The 16657-nt window shown below is 47.8% G+C and carries 17 protein-coding genes; 11 read left to right on the plus strand and 6 right to left on the minus strand.

Annotated elements, in window-relative coordinates; all coding sequences use genetic code 11:
* Positions 1-5 precede the first annotated feature (5 nt).
* The 4 genes from moeA to ICN45_RS08720 form a co-directional block, all read right to left on the minus strand.
* A complete protein-coding gene (gene moeA, locus ICN45_RS08705; protein WP_216175276.1) occupies positions 6-1322 on the minus strand; it encodes a molybdopterin molybdotransferase MoeA in 1317 nt (438 codons plus the stop codon).
* Positions 1319-1924, minus strand: coding sequence for a molybdenum cofactor guanylyltransferase MobA (gene mobA, locus ICN45_RS08710; protein WP_216175277.1), 606 nt, complete (start codon positions 1922-1924; stop codon positions 1319-1321). Before mobA ends, moeA begins: the two co-directional genes overlap by 4 nt.
* Positions 1924-3039: a GTP 3',8-cyclase MoaA gene (moaA, locus tag ICN45_RS08715; RefSeq protein ID WP_216175278.1), complete on the minus strand. Its 1116-nt coding sequence runs from the start codon at positions 3037-3039 to the stop codon at positions 1924-1926. The genes mobA and moaA overlap by 1 nt, the downstream gene beginning before the upstream one ends.
* 93 nt (positions 3040-3132) lie before the next feature.
* Positions 3133-5724 carry a ribonuclease E/G gene (locus ICN45_RS08720; protein ID WP_216175279.1) on the minus strand — a complete coding sequence of 864 codons (2592 nt, stop codon included), beginning with the start codon at positions 5722-5724 and terminating at the stop codon, positions 3133-3135.
* 464 nt (positions 5725-6188) lie between these two features.
* Here ICN45_RS08720 and ICN45_RS08725 point away from each other — a divergent pair, with 464 nt between their 5' ends.
* The 3 genes from ICN45_RS08725 to sppA are packed head-to-tail and all read left to right on the plus strand — an operon-like array spanning position 6189 to position 8863.
* A complete protein-coding gene (locus ICN45_RS08725) occupies positions 6189-7193 on the plus strand; it encodes an RluA family pseudouridine synthase (RefSeq protein WP_216175280.1) in 1005 nt (334 codons plus the stop codon).
* A 3-nt stretch (positions 7194-7196) separates the two neighbouring features.
* Positions 7197-7883 carry an HAD-IA family hydrolase gene (locus tag ICN45_RS08730; protein ID WP_216175281.1) on the plus strand — a complete coding sequence of 229 codons (687 nt, stop codon included), beginning with the start codon at positions 7197-7199 and terminating at the stop codon, positions 7881-7883.
* Between the two features lie 32 nt (positions 7884-7915).
* On the plus strand, positions 7916-8863 hold the full coding sequence (gene sppA, locus ICN45_RS08735) for a signal peptide peptidase SppA (protein WP_216175282.1): 948 nt from the start codon (positions 7916-7918) through the stop codon (positions 8861-8863).
* A gap of 23 nt (positions 8864-8886) precedes the next feature.
* On the opposite strand, the gene ICN45_RS08740 is transcribed toward sppA, so the two are convergent.
* On the minus strand, positions 8887-9657 hold the full coding sequence (locus ICN45_RS08740; RefSeq protein ID WP_216175283.1) for an SAM-dependent methyltransferase: 771 nt from the start codon (positions 9655-9657) through the stop codon (positions 8887-8889).
* Positions 9658-9676: 19 nt separating this feature from the next.
* Positions 9677-10285 (minus strand): Maf family nucleotide pyrophosphatase, encoded by a 609-nt coding sequence (locus ICN45_RS08745; RefSeq protein ID WP_216175284.1) that lies wholly within the window; start codon positions 10283-10285, stop codon positions 9677-9679.
* A 41-nt stretch (positions 10286-10326) separates the two neighbouring features.
* On the opposite strand from ICN45_RS08745, the gene ICN45_RS08750 reads away from it, so the two are divergent.
* From ICN45_RS08750 to fabF, 8 genes are all read left to right on the plus strand, one after another.
* Entirely contained in the window at positions 10327-10905 is a 579-nt protein-coding gene (locus ICN45_RS08750) for a YceD family protein (RefSeq protein ID WP_216175285.1), read from the plus strand.
* Between the two features lie 102 nt (positions 10906-11007).
* Entirely contained in the window at positions 11008-11187 is a 180-nt protein-coding gene (gene rpmF, locus ICN45_RS08755) for a 50S ribosomal protein L32 (RefSeq protein WP_011902241.1), read from the plus strand.
* 84 nt (positions 11188-11271) lie between these two features.
* Complete coding sequence (plsX, locus tag ICN45_RS08760; protein WP_216175286.1) at positions 11272-12285, plus strand: phosphate acyltransferase PlsX; 1014 nt, start codon at positions 11272-11274, stop codon at positions 12283-12285.
* Positions 12282-13268: a beta-ketoacyl-ACP synthase III gene (locus ICN45_RS08765; protein ID WP_216175287.1), complete on the plus strand. Its 987-nt coding sequence runs from the start codon at positions 12282-12284 to the stop codon at positions 13266-13268. Before plsX ends, ICN45_RS08765 begins: the two co-directional genes overlap by 4 nt.
* Before the next feature lie 30 nt (positions 13269-13298).
* Positions 13299-14234, plus strand: a complete 936-nt coding sequence (fabD, locus tag ICN45_RS08770) for an ACP S-malonyltransferase (RefSeq protein ID WP_216175288.1) — start codon at positions 13299-13301, stop codon at positions 14232-14234.
* Between the two features lie 64 nt (positions 14235-14298).
* Positions 14299-15042 (plus strand): 3-oxoacyl-ACP reductase FabG, encoded by a 744-nt coding sequence (gene fabG / locus ICN45_RS08775; RefSeq protein ID WP_216175289.1) that lies wholly within the window; start codon positions 14299-14301, stop codon positions 15040-15042.
* 102 nt (positions 15043-15144) lie between these two features.
* Complete coding sequence (gene acpP / locus ICN45_RS08780; RefSeq protein ID WP_028819177.1) at positions 15145-15384, plus strand: acyl carrier protein; 240 nt, start codon at positions 15145-15147, stop codon at positions 15382-15384.
* 21 nt (positions 15385-15405) lie between these two features.
* Positions 15406-16653 (plus strand): beta-ketoacyl-ACP synthase II, encoded by a 1248-nt coding sequence (fabF, locus tag ICN45_RS08785; protein WP_216175290.1) that lies wholly within the window; start codon positions 15406-15408, stop codon positions 16651-16653.
* The last annotated feature ends 4 nt before the right edge of the window (positions 16654-16657 follow it).

The following is a 16657-nucleotide window of genomic DNA, read 5'->3' on the forward strand; positions in this document are numbered from 1 at the left end:
CAATCTTAAAGCAGTCCATCAAAAAGCGCTACATCTACCCAGTCTCCAGCGGCAATATTTCCTTGCTCGTGGCCAAGAATGACAAAGCAGTTGGCTTCACTCATGGAGCGCAAAATGCCCGCCCCTTGACTTCCAGTCAGCTTGACCGTGGGCTTGCCGTCAGGACTCCTCCCAAGGATGGCGCGCTGGAACTCGGTGCGACCTGGTTTCTTGCGTATGGGCGCTTCACTAATGGCTTGCATGAGTGGTGGCTCAGTTTGGATGGCACCATTTAGCTGCAAAAGAGCGGCACGCACAAATTGATAAAAAGTCACCATGACGGCAACGGGATTGCCGGGCAGTCCAAAAAATAAGGTTTTACGAGCGGAATGGTTTCCTGCTACTGGCTTTAAGATCCCAAAGGCCATCGGGCGGCCTGGCCGCATGGCAATTTTCCAGAAGCCTACATCACCAAGCTCTTGCATGATTTGCTTGGTAAAGTCTGCCTCACCAACGGAAACGCCCCCAGAAGAAATCAGCACATCTGCTTTCATAGCTGCAGCACAGAAGGCCTCTTTTAAGGAAGCGGGTTCATCGCGCACAATTCCGCAATCAATGATTTCTAGATTCAGGCGATTCAGTAAACCAGTGAGGCTATAGCGATTACTGTCATAGATACTGCCAACATCCAATGCTTGGCCTAATGAACGCAATTCATCACCCGAAGACAAAATGGCTACCTTGAGCCTGCGTTTTACTTTAAGTGAGGCAATGCCAAGTGACGCTGCTAAACCTAAATCGGAGGGACGCAATAAGCGACCTGCCGCAATAGCCGGCTTCCCTTGCTGTAAGTCTTCACCACGAAGACGACGGTTCTCGCCTCGCTTTAATTGATTTTGCTGAAATCCAATTTTCAGATCTTCTGTTGCGCTAGTCATCTCTTGAGGAATGACGGTGTCACAGCCAGTAGGCATGAGAGCGCCAGTCATAATCTTTACGCACTCACCCGGTTGAATCTTGCCATTAAAAGCTTTGCCTGCAAAAGCCGTACCGACGATTCGTAAGGTGATTTCGGAAGTGTTGATATCAAGGCAGGAGCCATCAAAGGCAAAGCCATCCATCGCGGAGTTATCCGCAGCAGGAACGTCGATTGGGGAGAGCAAATCCTCGGCTAGGATGCGATCGATAGCCTGATCCAAAGAAACTATTTCAATATCGCTGGGGTCACCAATCGCGTTGGACTCTTGAATCAGTTCTTGAACCAATTCAGAAATTGCTTTGCGTGCTTCATCAACATGGAGTGAGGAGGCGAGGGGTATCAGACTATTAGGAGAATGCTTCATACCGAGGCCTCTTCTAAAGTTTTCAATTCTTCAGGGGTATTGACGTTTGCAAATGCTTGGGCATCATCAAATACGACTGTACTGCTCCGCAACTCTTTAAACCAACGATCAATTTTCAGATCCCCTTTTTGGAGAAAGGCTTCTAAAGATTCTTGTAAGTTCGAACGCATTAAGCAAAAAACCGGTTGGGCCCAGACCTTGCCATCAGGCTCTTTACTAGAGGCATAAACCAGTTGGTAGTCGCCTGACTCCATTTCACTTGCTAACTGAGAAGCTAGGTCAATTGGGAGTAGTGGTGAATCGCACGGTGAGGTCAGGAGGTAAGGGGTCTTGCAAACCTGAAGACCTACTGAAAAGCCAGCTAAGGGTCCTGAGAAGTCAGGCGTTTCATCCATTATTACTGGATAGCCATAAGCAGCATATTTAGTGATGTTGCGGTTTGCATTGATGATGATGGAGTCCACTTGACTCTGGAGTCTGGCAATAGCCAATTCAATTAAGGGCTTGCCATGAAAAGGAATTAGGCCTTTATCAATGCCACCCATGCGCTGTGCACGACCGCCGGCCAGAATCAGTCCAGTAATTTGATCAGCGTGAATCATTAACCACCGATATAAGACATCTCAACCTTACGATTACCGGTTGATGGTTTTGCAGTGTGAGAGCCACGAATTTCAGAGTAATGATCATCGCGTAGCGCCCAAGTATTCATGACTGCATTGGCAATTTCTAAATCACTTTTTCCGGAGCGCAATAGGGTTTTGAAATCGAAACCTTCGTTGGCAAAAAGACAGAGATACATTTGGCCATCGGTTGAGATACGGGCACGCGTGCATTCATGGCAGAAAGTTTGGGTCACACTAGAAATCACTCCAATTTCACCAGAGCCATCCGCATAGCGCCAGCGTTGCGCTACTTCACCCGAGTAGTTCGCTTGCGCCGACTCCAAAGGAAAGACTTCATTAATTCTGGCAATGACTTCTTGAGAGGGCAGCACCTCTGCCATATTCCAGCCATTTGAACTTCCTACATCCATAAATTCAATAAAACGCAGAATGACACCGCTAGCTTTGAAATGCTGGGCCATGGGTACGATCTCCTGATCGTTTGTCCCCTTTTTCACCACCATATTGACTTTGATGTTTTCAAAACCTGCTTCTTGAGCTGCTTTAATGCCATCGAGTACATCGGCTACTGGAAAATCAACATCATTCATTTTCTTAAAGATGGTGTCATTTAAACCATCGAGACTCACCGTGAGTCTCTGTAAGCCAGCAGCTTTCAGTGCGGCAGCTTTTTTACGCAGGATGCTGCCATTCGTAGTTAAGGTGAGGTCAAGAGGTTTGCCTTCAGGAGTGCGAACCCGGGAAAGCATCTCGATGAGGATTTCTAAATTCTTACGTAGTAAAGGCTCACCACCCGTCAGTCGAATCTTCTCTACGCCCAGCGTGGAAAAGATGGATGTCAGGCGGGTAATTTCTTCAAAGCTGAGTAACTCTTTGTGAGAAAGATAGGGATAATTTTGGTCAAACACTTCCTTGGGCATGCAATAGGTGCAGCGGAAGTTACAGCGATCGGTTACAGAAATTCTGAGATCGCGCAGAGTACGCCCACGAGCATCTTGAGTATGGCCATGGGGTTCGATTAAAGGGGCGCTAATAGATGGCGTCAGGCCTTTGCCTTCATCGATACGAATGGGAATGACTTTTTCAAGCATATCCTCGATTATGGCTGTGAAACGGGGTTTCTGCCAAGCCGCCCAATATCCTTGTGGGATAAAAGGCGGTCTGGAGAAAAAGCTTAGTACGCGTTAGACCGTTTTTTCTTGGCCGCCAGTTTCAACTAAAACCATCGGACCATCTGACGATATTGCTGCAGGCTTCGGTGTTCTACCCAAATTCGCTGGTTCAGCCTGAATTTGGCCTTGTGCCTCAGCATGCTTAGAAGCATCAGTTGCCACCCAGATCATGCCAGCGGATTGCACAACGCTATGCAAGGGAGTTTCTTCAAGCGCCTGGAAGGCCACTTTTGGAAGTTCTGGCATTGGTTTAACAATCACTTCCACTGCAGCAACAACTGCTACTGGGATTGGTGTGCTTGTTTGCGCAGCTGGTGCAGAACGGTTTGACTGACGTGGAGCGCGCGGCGCACGTTCCTGTTTTGCAACAGCAGGTTTTGCATTACCAAAGCTGTTCACAATATTCTGAATCGGCATTGAAGCAGATGCGCCAGCCATTCCTACAGGAGGGCCTGTAAATGGACTCGCTGCTACAGGAGCTGCATTGAGGGTTTCACCATTTGTTTCAGTGCGTTCGCCACGTTGGCCACGACTACGACCGCGACGGTTGCGACCACGACCACGACGCTCATCACCTTCAGCGCTTGGAGCATCGCTATCTGGAGCAGCTTCAGTTGCGGGTGTTACTGCAGCTGGATTTGCTTGACGCTCAGGCTTTGGACCATTTTGATTGCGGTTGCGGTTATTACGGTTAGCGTTACGGGGGTTATTCCCTTCGCTTGCTGTTGCTTCAGTAGCGCTAGCTACTGGACGTTCAGTACGTTCACCATTGCGGTCATTACGCTCACCACGACGGCCACGATTACGATTGCCACTATTGCTACCATTGCGGCCTTGATTACGGCCACGGGCATTGCTTAGGGCAGGCTTTTCTTCAACTGCAGGAGATGAAGAGAATAGTTTCTTGATAAAACCAAAGAGGCCACCAGAGCTGCTTTCGCTAACTACTTTTTCAGTCCGTGCTGGACGTGGCTGACTAACCGGTGCTGGTTGCGTTGGGGTGATGCCTTTAACTGCCGCTTCCGGACGAACTTTCACCTCAGCATCTTTACGACTCACTGTAGTGTCGGTCTCGAGTTCTCGAGCAGCTTCTTCTGCCATGACATAGCTCGCTTTTTGATCATCCAAACGCGGATCATCATGACGTAAACGCTCTAACTTGTAATGGGGTGTTTCTAAATGCTTATTAGGAACCATCAAGACATTGACTTTGAAGCGGGTCTCAATCTTAATCACCTCAGCACGTTTTTCATTCAAGAGGAATGCAGCCACTTCGACTGGTACCTGAGTATGAATCGCTGCAGTGTTTTCTTTCATCGCCTCTTCTTGGATGATGCGTAGAACTTGCAATGCTGAAGACTCAGTATCACGAATATGGCCCGTGCCGTTACAACGAGGGCAAGTGACATGACTACCTTCCGATAGCGCTGGGCGCAAACGTTGGCGTGACATTTCCATCAAACCAAACTTGGAAATCTTGCCCATTTGAACGCGGGCACGGTCATGACGCAGAGCGTCGCGCAAGCGATTCTCAACATCCTTTTGTGCTTTGCTTGATTCCATATCAATGAAGTCAATCACGATCAGACCGCCCAAGTCACGTAAACGTGCTTGACGGGCGATTTCATCGGCGGCTTCTAAGTTGGTACGCGTTGCGGTTTCTTCAATATCAGAACCACGGGTCGCGCGTGCAGAGTTGACGTCTACCGAAACCAAAGCTTCAGTGTGGTCGATCACAATTGCGCCACCAGATGGCAATGGCACGGTACGTGAGTACGCAGTTTCAATTTGGTGTTCGATTTGAAAGCGTGAGAACAAAGGTACATCGTCGTGATAACGCTTCACTCTTGGCAAATTATCCGGCATCACTACTGACATAAATGCAGCAGCTTGTTCATAGATGTCATCTGTATCAATGAGAATCTCACCGATATCTGGTTGGAAGTAATCGCGGATTGCACGTATCACTAAGCTCGATTCGAGATAAATTAACAGCGGCGCTGAATTACCTTTAGCAGCCTCATCAATCGCTTTCCACAATTGCATGAGATAACTTAAGTCCCATTGCAATTCAGTGGCATCGCGACCGATCCCTGCAGTACGGGCAATGATGCTCATGCCATCAGGCACTTCTAATTGCCCCATTGCTTCACGGAGTTCTTGACGGTCTTCACCTTCAATGCGGCGGGATACGCCACCCCCACGGGGGTTATTAGGCATTAATACTAAATAACGGCCTGCCAGGGAAACGAATGAGGTTAAAGCGGCGCCCTTTTGGCCACGCTCTTCTTTTTCTACCTGAACAATGATCTCTTGACCTTCGCGCAGAGCATCCTTAATGGAAGCGCTGCGGACGTCTATGCCCTCTTTGAAATAAGTGCGGGCTACTTCCTTAAATGGCAAAAAGCCATGGCGTTCTTCACCGTAATTGACAAAGCAAGCCTCTAGAGAGGGTTCAATGCGGGTAATAACACCTTTGTAAATATTGCCTTTACGTTGTTCACGACCGGCAGCTTCGATATCAATATCAATGAGTTTTTGACCATCAACGATGGCAACTCGCAACTCTTCTTGTTGAGTTGCATTAAATAACATGCGTTTCATAACACTCTCCTATGGGGGAGGGCGTCGTTGCGCGCTGCGTTAGGGGACAAGTTCGATGCCGCTTAAGGCGAAACCTTAAGGCGGCTGAATAGTGTGGATCCTGCAAATCTAGGCATCTTTTACCTAGTCCACCTCCTTAACTCTTGGTTAAATCGGTGCCACACTTGACGATCGCCGCAGAGACCTCCTTTAGGTCATCAATGCAGGCGCGCGCCTGAAAACTGTCTTCTAATCGCGGGTCGCGGCATACGGCACACCAACCCTGCGCCTCATTACAACGGGGGAGGGGCAACCCCGGGAGTCTTTTAAAGGGCGACTCCAAGCCCCACGATTCCAACCTGAATCAGCTTAGTCTCGGGCCAATAAATTGGCTAGAGCGTTGATTATACGGCACAAGTTGAATGACAATGGGGTATTGTTGAGTCCCTTGTCGCCCCCTGTCGAGGCGGCAAGAGAGATAAACCATGAAATCCGATCTAGTAAGCACACCCAAATCAGTCCCTGCTGCAGTCCAATTGCAGACCATAGGCCCAGAAGAGGCGGGACAGCGGCTGGACAATTACTTGCTGCGCTGGGCTAAAGGGGTCCCTAAAAGTCACGTCTATCGAATTATTCGGTCTGGCGAAGTGCGGGTAAATAAGAAGAGGGCAGAACCGACCACTCGGCTCATTGAGGGGGATGTCGTTCGAGTTCCCCCCGTCCGAATCGCTGAACCATCTCAGATGGCAGCAGTAAACACAGCACAAACTAAATCCCGTGCAAGAGGCTACTCAGACAAGATGCCGATCCTTTTCGAGGATGAAGCACTCTTAATCATAGATAAGCCTCCTGGTTTAGCGGTGCACGGTGGATCTGGTATTGCCTTGGGTGTGATTGAGACTTTACGTATTACCCGCCCAGAATTAAATTTTTTAGAATTGGTTCATCGTTTGGATCGAGATACTTCAGGTGTTTTATTGCTGGCCAAAAAGCGCAGCGCACTAGTGGAGCTCCATCGTCAAATTCGTGAAGGTCAAACGGATAAACGCTATTACTTACTTGCACATGGGGAAATCCAGCAAGGAACCCAAGTCATGCAACTCAAATTTCCATTGCATAAATATCTATTGCCGAACGGGGAGCGTCGGGTCCGCGTTGATCCAGAAGGCTTACCAAGCCATACCGCTTTGCGGGTGACTAAGATAATGAAGCGTGAGGATATGGCGATCACCTTGGCTGAAGCTCAATTGAAAACTGGGCGCACTCACCAGATTCGAGTGCATTTGCAGAAATTGGGACATGCCATTTTGGGTGACGATAAATATGGCTTTGAAGACCAAGATAAACGCATTAAATCCAAAAGACTGTATTTGCATGCTCATCTTGCGGGCTTTACACATCCTCGTACTGGTGAAAAAATGCGGATTGAATCGCCCTTACCTGCAGAGTTTGCAGCCATGATGAAGAATTTCGAACCTTTAGAAGCATAAGCAATGGCCCCAGGAAATAACTCCGATCGTCGCTACGACCTGATTGTGTGGGATTGGGATGGAACCATCATGGATTCCACACCGACAATCGTCGACTGCATACAGCAGGCATGTCGTGACTTGGGCTTTCAGGAGCCTGATGATGCTTTAGCCAGCTCAGTGATTGGCTTGGGTATTCATGACTCTTTGCGCAGGGCGGTGCCTTGGATTGATCCAGCCCACTTTCCAAAATTGACGGATCGTTTTCGTTATCACTACTTAGCTAAAGACCATGAACTCGATTTGTTTGTTGGTATTCGGGAGTTGTTAGAAAAATTACGAACTGATAAATATCTTTTAGGTGTGGCTACCGGAAAATCCAGGGTCGGTTTAGACCGTTCTTTGCAGCATCATCAAATCGGTCATCTTTTTCATGAGACACGCACTGCAGATGAGTCGTTCTCAAAACCCCATCCTGGTATGTTGCTAGAACTCTCTGATGCTACCCAAGTACCTACTCGACGGATATTAATGATTGGGGACACCACGCATGATTTAGATATGGCAGCTAATGCAGGCGTGGATGCGATCGCAGTGACGTATGGCGCTCATCCCCCGGATACCTTAAAAACTTCACAGTCTTTAGCCCATGTGGATGATGTGGCCCAATTGTCACAGTGGCTGAAAGATAATTTAACTGCACAGGCCTAACCCTATTTATAGCAACACGAAGGAATTAAAAGATGGAAAATAACCCCAATTCGAACTGGGAGCGTCAAGCCCTTGAGCACTTGCTTTTGGAGAATCTGAAAGAGACTCGTAAGGCGCGCCGTTGGAAAGCCATATTTCGTGTGCTGACTTTAATAGTCATAGTGGGCGTAGTGCTTTCAGTATTTGACTTTCATCTTCCAGGACGTGGTATGGGCGCCGAAAAGCATACTGCTATGGTGACCTTGGATGGCGAGATTTCATCGAGTTCGATGGCGAATGCATTGGACATCAACTCTTCACTGACTTCTGCTTTTGAGAATGAACAAAGCGTTGGCGTGGTTTTAAGAATTAATAGCCCAGGTGGTTCACCAGTGCAAGCAGGAATGATTAATGATGAAATTCATCGCTTACGTAAGCTGTATCCCAATAAGCCTTTTTATGTAGTGGTAGAAGATATTTGTGCCTCTGGTGGTTACTACGTTGCAGTAGCAGCCGATCAGATCTTGGTAGATAAAGCCAGTTTAGTTGGCTCCATTGGGGTGATTATGGAAGGCTTTGGTTTTACTGGCCTGATGGATAAATTAGGCGTCACTCGTCGCATGATTACCGCAGGCTCTAATAAAGGCATGATGGATCCGTTTAGCAAGGAAGATCCAAAGCAAGTTGAAATGGTGAAAACGATGATCGATGAAATTCATCAGCAATTTATTGCTGTAGTGAGGGAGGGTCGTGGCACCCGCTTGAAAGAGTCTGCTGATCTATTTTCTGGACGCATTTGGAATGGTGAGCAAGCAGTCAAGATTGGTTTAGTTGATGGCTATGGCACGGTTGAATCGGTGGCCCGCGATATCTTTAAAGCACCCGATATTCTGGACTACACCATGAAAGAAAATTTTGCGGAACGTGTCGCTAAGCGCTTTGGTGCCGAAGCTGGGGCTGCTGCTGGAAAGGCCTTAGTGAAGACGCCAGACCTGAAGTAAAAATATCTACTAAATAATGCTTGCTAGGCCAACAGTAGAAATACGGTTGGCCTATTTTGTAATGAGGCACAGGCAGCTTCACTGGGATAGCGCTTACGCCAGTCTGCAATAGACAGTGTGGTGATCATTTCGGATGGGAGACTGAGATCAACGCCTAAACACAATAAGGTTTGCGGTGCTAAAGCGTTCAAGCAAGCCATCAACATCGCAGTATTGCGATAGGGTGTTTCAATCCAAATTTGCGTTTGCTGTGCTTTCCTCGACTCCACTTCAAGTTGTTTGAGTTTGGCGCTGCGCTCTTGAGTCTCTTGAGGTAAGTAGCCCTGGAAAACAAAGCTTTGACCATTCAAACCGCTTGCCATGAGGCCCAGCAAGATGGAGCTAGGGCCTACCAAAGGCTTTACTTGCGCACCCAGTTTATGTGCAGCGAGCACTAATTCAGCCCCAGGATCGGCAACGCCAGGAACTCCCGCTTCCGACATCAGACCCATATCATTACCAGCAAGCAGGGGCTTGAGTAAATCAGCAGGTTTTACTAAATCACCATACTTTGCATTGCGGGCTGCGCCACGCCACTCACTCATCTGCATTTCTTGAATAGTGCAAGCCAGGGGAGAAACCGCATCAATGGCTTTTAGTAAAGCACGAGCAGTTTTAGCATCTTCAACAATCCAATGCTTGAGTTTGGCAGCTTGTGCAATAGTTTCACTCGGAAGTACCCATGGCAACTGTGCAGTGCGATCATCGTCACCTAAAGTGTTGGGGATTAAGTAGAGTGCGCCTAGTGTGGTCATTGGTGAGTTCAATTGCAATCTATGTTTTAGAGGGAATGACAAAACCCGCGTCACGCAATAAACCGCTTAGAGCAATAAGCGGCAAGCCAATTAAGGCAGTAGGATCATTACTCTGGATAGACTCCAGAAGACTAATGCCTAAGCCTTCAGACTTGGCGCTACCCGCGCAATCATAGGGCTCTTCAGCCAGTAAATAACTTTCTAAAATATCATCCGCTAGTTTGCGAAAGCGTACTTCAGTTGGAACGCTTAAGGTCGTTTGTGATTCACCCCTCATTAAACAGAGCGCAGTATGAAAGGTCACTGTTTGACCGCGCATCAGTTGTAGTTGCGCCAGCGCCCTTTCAAAATTACCGGGTTTACCAAGAGCCGCGCCACAAAGATCGGCGACTTGATCAGAGCCAATTACCCAAGCATGGGGATGTTCTTTTGCGACTGCAGCCGCCTTTGCTTGCGCAAGGCGAAATGCCAAGTCGAGAGTGCTTTCACCAGTGAGGGGTGTTTCATCTACTTTGGGTGCAACAACATCAAACGGAATACGCAGGCGCTCAAGAAGTTCGCGGCGATACACTGAGGTGGACGCCAGAATTAGGGGTGGGTTTTGGGATGAATTGCTGAAGTTACTCATTGCTACTGACTTTCGAAGAGGCCTTGATTTAGACTGATGTTATGAATCGTAATCAAGTTTTACCTCAAGTCCAGCTATCGACCGAGCCTAGTGCTTTAAAAAAGGTCGACTTTTGTGCCCCCCATTCCTATAAAGGGACTGGATTTTTAGGGATTTCAGACTTGCCAAGGCTTGCTGGTCAGGCTTCCACAGTCAAGGCGGGCGATGGATTTTCATGGCTCGTAGAGACTCATTTTGAGGATGCCCCTGGTGGCGAACCCCGTCAAATTCTGGAATTGGGCCTAAAAGGGCGTCTCCATTTGATTTGCCAGCGTTGCCTGCAAGACTGTACTGTGGAGTTAGATGAAAAACGCCGTTTTGTGCTGGTTGCGACAGAGGCCGAGGCTGATGACTACCCGATTGAGGATGAAGAGCAGGAGCCTTTGGTGGCAAGCCAGCATTTCAGTCTTCTAGAAACCATTGAGGATGAGGTTTTATTGTCCCTACCCTTGATTCCAAAGCACCTAGAGGGCTTCTGTGCGCCTCATGCCACTGTTTTTGGGGATGTGGAGGGTGCAGAAGAGTCAGCAAAACAGGAAAACCCCTTTAACATATTGAAAAATATGAAGAAAAGTCCTTAATCAAGATCTTAGTTGTCCTGTTGTTTTGAGTGCGCCCCACAGAAAAATCAAGCATTTAGACGCTTTTCCATGCTAGAATATTGCCTTGCTTAGGAGTTCAATATGGCCGTCCAACAAAATAAAAAATCACCTTCCAAACGTGGCATGCACCGTGCGCACGACTTTTTGACCGCACCTGCTACGGCTGTTGAAGCCACAACTGGTGAGGCTCATTTGCGCCACCACATTTCACCAAACGGCTACTATCGTGGTCGTAAAGTTGTTAAAACTAAAAACGATTAATTTTTTTAGTCTAAATAGATAGAAGCGGCTCCAGAAAAAGCCGCTTTTTTCTTGGATAAATCACTTGCAGCAATCAATGAGTTTATGAGCGTTACTCTAGCTATTGATGCCATGGGCGGAGATCATGGAGTCGTGGTTACGGTTCCTGCTGCCTGCGATTTTCTAGAAAAACATCTCGATGTCAAGATTGCTTTGGTTGGTGATCCGGATGTAATCAAGCAGGCCTTGAGTCAATCTGCCCAAGCGCTGATGGAGCGCATTCAAATTATTCCTGCAAGCGAAGTAGTGTTGATGGATGACCCCATCGAAGTGGCTTTGCGTCGCAAAAAAGATTCCTCAATGCGCGTAGCAATTGAGCTGGTCAAAGAAGCTAAGGCTGACGCCGTCATCTCCTCCGGTAACACTGGCGCGCTGATGGCTATCTCACGCTATGTCTTAAAAACCCTTGAGGGTGTTGATCGCCCAGCGATTGCCACTGCCATCCCAAATGAATTAGGGCGCGGCACGACCATGTTAGATCTGGGTGCTAACGCTGACTGTGAGCCAATGCATTTAGTGCAGTTTGCACAGATGGCGAATGTCATGGTGCAGGTGGTTGATGGTACACAGAACCCTTCCATTGGCCTTCTCAATATTGGTGAAGAAGTCATCAAGGGTAATGAAGTAGTAAAGCAAACTAGCGAGTTACTGCGTCAAACCAATTTAAACTTTTACGGCAATGTAGAAGGTAATGATATTTTTAAGGGAACCACGGACATCGTGGTTTGCGACGGATTCGTTGGCAACGTGGTTCTAAAAGCTAGCGAAGGGTTAGCAAAAATGATGAGTGGGATGATTCGTGAAGAATTTAATCGCTCACTCATGACCAAGTTAATGGCAATTTGTGCCATGGTGCCATTGCTGCGTGTGCGTAAGCGTGTTGACCATCGCCGCTACAACGGGGCGGTATTATTAGGTTTGCGCGGTTGCGTCATTAAGAGCCATGGCTCTGCCGATCGTTTTGCATTTGGTTTTGCCTTAGACCGTGCGTATGAAGCTGCTAAGAACCGTATGGTAGAGCGTATTGCTGCAGCCTTTGCGGCGGAGACAAAAGAATGAGCATCTTTGCAAGAGTAGCTGGTACTGGAAGTTATCTTCCTGAATTGCGACTCACTAACCAAGACTTGGTTGAACGGCTTGCTAAAACGGGCTTAGAGACCAGTGATGAGTGGATTACTACGCGCAGCGGAATTTCTGCGCGCCATTTTGCCGCTGAAAATGAACTCACTAGTGATTTGGCTGTGAAAGCCGCACAAGCTGCCTTGGATAGTGCTGGTATTACTTCTAAAGATTTAGATCTGATTATTTTGTCAACCTCTACGCCGGATCATTTAGGGGGTTTTCCTAGTACCGCTTGTGTTGTGCAGGATAAGTTGGGTGCACATACAGCCTGTGCTGCATTTGATATTCAGGCGGTATGCGCTGGCTTTACTTACGCTTTAGCAACAGCCGATGCCTTTATTCGTTGCGGCTCTTATAAAAAAGTATTGGTGATTGGCGCTGAAACCTTTTCACGTATTCTCAATTTTGAAGATCGTGGTACGTGCGTATTGTTTGGCGATGGTGCCGGCGCAGTTATTTTAGAAGCCTCTTCGGAAGCTGGCATTCTGTCAACGGCTTTACACGCTGATGGTAGCCAACGCGATATTCTTTGTGTCCCCGGTCGTGCCGGTAACGGTGAAGTGCACGGCTCTCCTTTTATGACCATGGATGGGCCAGCCGTATTTAAATTGGCCGTGAAGGTTTTGGAGCAAGTAGCTTATGAAGCATTAGAAAAAGCCAATCTCAAGCCAGAACAAATTGATTGGTTAGTGCCCCATCAAGCCAATATCCGCATCATGGAAGGTACTGCCAAGAAAATGGGGATGTCTATGGATAAGGTGATAGTGACAGTGCATGAGCACGGTAATACTTCAGCCGCATCGATTCCCTTGGCTTTAGATGCGGGTGTGCGTTCTGGTCAAATTCAGCGTGGTCAATATCTTCTACTAGAAGGCGTTGGTGGTGGCTTTGCTTGGGGTGCAGTTGCACTCAAGTACTAAGAAATCTTTTATTTTTAGCGACTTATTCACATGACATTTGCATTCGTATTCCCTGGTCAAGGCTCTCAATCTGTTGGAATGCTCAACTCCATTTCTGAGCGCCCTGAAGTGCGTGCAACTTTGGAAGAAGCTTCAGAAGCTTTGGGTGAGGATGTGGCAAAACTCATTACTGAAGGTCCAGTCGAAGCATTGTCCTTAACTACGAATACCCAGCCTGTAATGCTGACAGCAGGCATTGCTTTTCATCGCGCTTGGTTGGCTGCTGGCGGTTCCGCTCCTCGGGTGATGGCTGGGCATAGTCTTGGTGAATATTCTGCCTTGGTTGCTGCTGGCGTGATTGCATTTAAGGATGCCGTGCCTTTAGTACGCTTTCGTGCTGAAGCGATGCAAAGCGCAGTGCCTGTTGGTACTGGCGGGATGGCTGCTATTTTAGGCTTAGATGATGCAACTGTAGTTCAGATTTGCGTTGAAGCTAGCATTGCTTCAGGTGGAGTGGTTGAGGCAGTCAATTTCAATGCACCCGGTCAAGTAGTGATTGCTGGTGCTAATGATGCTGTGGCTAAAGCATGCGAACTGCTCAAAGCGGCTGGTGCAAAGCGCGCACTACCACTTCCGGTTTCTGCACCATTCCACTCTTCTTTATTGCAGCCCGCCTCAGAAAAACTAAAAGACTACTTAGCGAATATCGAATTTAAAGCCCCAACCATTGCAGTTATTAATAATGTAGATGTTGAAATCTTGAATGATCCAATTGCAATTAAAGATGCTTTAGTACGTCAAGCTGCTAAGCCCGTGCGCTGGCAAGAAACCATTCAAGCAATGGCTGCACAAGGCGTTGTTCAGGTGGTAGAGTGCGGTCCGGGCAAGGTATTAGCAGGACTTACTAAACGGATTAACGATCAAGTAACTGGCTTACCCGTATTTGATGAAGCTAGTCTTAATGAAGTGCTGGCTACTCTAAAATAAATATCAAGATCAATCTGAATTTCAAACTCAATATTAAAACCATTCGATCTAGCGGAAGACCAATATGAATCTCGACTTAAGCGGACAAATTGCCTTAGTGACTGGTGCATCGCGCGGTATTGGCCAAGCGATTGCAGATGAGTTAGCGAAATGCGGTGCTAAAGTCATTGGCACTGCCACTTCTGCTGCTGGTGCCAAGGCGATTGATGAGCGCTTGCAGGCTGCGGGTGGTTGTGGCTTAGTGTTGAATGTCACTGCACCAAACGCTTGTGAAGAAATCATTGATCAGATTGTGAAAGATCATGGGGGCATTCATATTTTGGTGAATAACGCGGGCATTACACGCGATAACTTAGCAATGCGCATGAAAGCGGATGAGTGGAGTGAGGTTATCGACACCAATCTAAATTCTATATTCCGTTTATCTCAAGCAGTGTTGCGCCCGATGATGAAAGCGCGTGGTGGCCGCATCATTAACATTACTTCCATCGTTGGCCATATGGGTAATGCTGGGCAGGCAAATTACGCCGCTGCTAAAGCGGGCGTTTCTGGGATGACCCGTGCCCTTGCTCGTGAAATTGGTAGTCGCAACATTACCGTAAACTGCGTGGCTCCTGGATTTATTGATACGGATATGACTCGTGCACTTAGCGAAGAGCAGCAAAATGCCCTAAAAGCGAACATTCCGCTAGCCCGCCTTGGCAGCCCAGAAGATGTAGCCCAGGCAGTGGCATTTTTAGCCTCCCCAGCAGCGGGATATATTACGGGTAATACCCTACACGTCAACGGCGGACTCTATTTAGCCTAAGGGCAAAGCAAGGATTTCATCATTTTTTGGCGGTTTTGCTAATTTGCTCCGCCAAGCTGATAAAATCCTTTCATCGTTTTTTTACAACCCCTGGGGGACTTAATGGATAACATCGAACAACGCGTTAAGAAGATCGTCGCTGAGCAGTTAGGCGTCGCAGAAGGAGATATCAAAAATGAATCTTCTTTTGTGAATGACTTAGGCGCTGACTCTCTTGACACTGTTGAGCTAGTAATGGCTTTGGAAGACGAATTCGGCATCGAAATTCCTGATGAGGAAGCTGAAAAGATCACCACTGTTCAGCTCGCAATCGACTTTGCTAAATCAAAAGCTCAGGGTTAATTCCCTAGCCTAGGTATTACTGTGTCAGCATCAAATGGCCGACGCCGGGTTGTAGTCACCGGCCTTGGCCTCATCTCACCTGTTGGTAATTCAGTTGATGTAGCTTGGTCTAATTTGCTCGCGGGCAAATCAGGCATTGCTACCATCACGAAGTTTGACCACACTCCGCTTAGCGTGCATTTCGCTGGAGAGGTGAAAGATTTCAACGTGGAAGAATATGTTTCTGCCAAAGAGGCACGCCATATGGATACCTTTATCCATTACGGTATTGCTGCAGGCACGCAGGCGATTCGCGACAGCGGATTAGAGATCACTGAGCAAAACGCGGAGCGCGTAGGCGTGATGGTGGGCTCAGGCATTGGTGGTTTACCGATGATTGAGGAAACTGGAGCTGAGTTACTGGCTCGTGGCCCTCGTCGCATCTCACCCTTCTTTGTGCCAGGATCCATTATTAATATGATTTCTGGACACCTCAGTATCTTGTTTGGTCTAAAAGGGCCAAACGTGGCTGCGGTAACCGCATGTACTACGGGTTTGCATAGCATCGGTTTGGCTACACGCTTAATTCAGTATGGCGACGCTGATGTCATGGTGGCTGGCGGTGCCGAGTCAACTATTTCCGCTTTAGGTGTTGGTGGCTTTGCATCAGCCAGAGCGCTATCTACCCGCAATGATGATCCTGCTACAGCTTCACGCCCTTGGGATAAAGACCGTGATGGCTTTGTTCTCGGCGAGGGTTCTGGAGTCGTAGTGCTGGAAGAGTATGAGCACGCTAAAGCACGTGGCGCCAAAATCTATTGTGAATTACTGGGATTTGGTATGAGTGGCGATGCGTATCACATGACTGCACCAAATATGGATGGTCCTCGTCGTTGTATGGTGAACGCCATGCGCGATGCCCATCTCAATCCAGATCAAATTCAGTATTTGAATGCGCACGGCACCTCGACACCGCTGGGTGATAAGAACGAAACCGAAGCCATCAAAGCCGCCTTAGGCGATCATGCCAAGAAGGCTTTAATTAACTCAACCAAGTCAATGACTGGCCACCTTTTGGGTGGCGCAGGTGGCTTGGAGTCCGTTTTCACGATTCTGGCCTTGCATCACCAGAAATCCCCTCCCACCATCAATATCTTCAATCAAGATCCTGAATGCGACTTGGACTACTGCGCCAATACCGCTAGGGACGTGAAGATCGACCATGCGGTTAAAAACAACTTTGGCTTTGGTGGTACTAACGGCACCTTGATTTTTGGTAAGCTGACCTAATATT

It is taken from the genome of Polynucleobacter alcilacus (assembly GCF_018881545.1).
Taxonomy (GTDB): Bacteria; Pseudomonadota; Gammaproteobacteria; order Burkholderiales; family Burkholderiaceae; genus Polynucleobacter; species Polynucleobacter alcilacus.

What these genes read in the sequence shown, in the direction of transcription:
- moeA (WP_216175276.1), bottom strand. Translation starts at nt 1,322, where the DNA reads ATGAAGCATTCTCCTAATAGTCTGATACCCCTCGCCTCCTCACTCCAT.
- mobA (WP_216175277.1), bottom strand. Translation starts at nt 1,924, where the DNA reads ATGATTCACGCTGATCAAATTACTGGACTGATTCTGGCCGGCGGTCGT.
- moaA (WP_216175278.1), bottom strand. Translation starts at nt 3,039, where the DNA reads ATGCTTGAAAAAGTCATTCCCATTCGTATCGATGAAGGCAAAGGCCTG.
- ICN45_RS08720 (WP_216175279.1), bottom strand. Translation starts at nt 5,724, where the DNA reads ATGAAACGCATGTTATTTAATGCAACTCAACAAGAAGAGTTGCGAGTT.
- ICN45_RS08725 (WP_216175280.1), top strand. Translation starts at nt 6,189, where the DNA reads ATGAAATCCGATCTAGTAAGCACACCCAAATCAGTCCCTGCTGCAGTC.
- ICN45_RS08730 (WP_216175281.1), top strand. Translation starts at nt 7,197, where the DNA reads ATGGCCCCAGGAAATAACTCCGATCGTCGCTACGACCTGATTGTGTGG.
- sppA (WP_216175282.1), top strand. Translation starts at nt 7,916, where the DNA reads ATGGAAAATAACCCCAATTCGAACTGGGAGCGTCAAGCCCTTGAGCAC.
- ICN45_RS08740 (WP_216175283.1), bottom strand. Translation starts at nt 9,657, where the DNA reads ATGACCACACTAGGCGCACTCTACTTAATCCCCAACACTTTAGGTGAC.
- ICN45_RS08745 (WP_216175284.1), bottom strand. Translation starts at nt 10,285, where the DNA reads ATGAGTAACTTCAGCAATTCATCCCAAAACCCACCCCTAATTCTGGCG.
- ICN45_RS08750 (WP_216175285.1), top strand. Translation starts at nt 10,327, where the DNA reads ATGAATCGTAATCAAGTTTTACCTCAAGTCCAGCTATCGACCGAGCCT.
- rpmF (WP_011902241.1), top strand. Translation starts at nt 11,008, where the DNA reads ATGGCCGTCCAACAAAATAAAAAATCACCTTCCAAACGTGGCATGCAC.
- plsX (WP_216175286.1), top strand. Translation starts at nt 11,272, where the DNA reads ATGAGCGTTACTCTAGCTATTGATGCCATGGGCGGAGATCATGGAGTC.
- ICN45_RS08765 (WP_216175287.1), top strand. Translation starts at nt 12,282, where the DNA reads ATGAGCATCTTTGCAAGAGTAGCTGGTACTGGAAGTTATCTTCCTGAA.
- fabD (WP_216175288.1), top strand. Translation starts at nt 13,299, where the DNA reads ATGACATTTGCATTCGTATTCCCTGGTCAAGGCTCTCAATCTGTTGGA.
- fabG (WP_216175289.1), top strand. Translation starts at nt 14,299, where the DNA reads ATGAATCTCGACTTAAGCGGACAAATTGCCTTAGTGACTGGTGCATCG.
- acpP (WP_028819177.1), top strand. Translation starts at nt 15,145, where the DNA reads ATGGATAACATCGAACAACGCGTTAAGAAGATCGTCGCTGAGCAGTTA.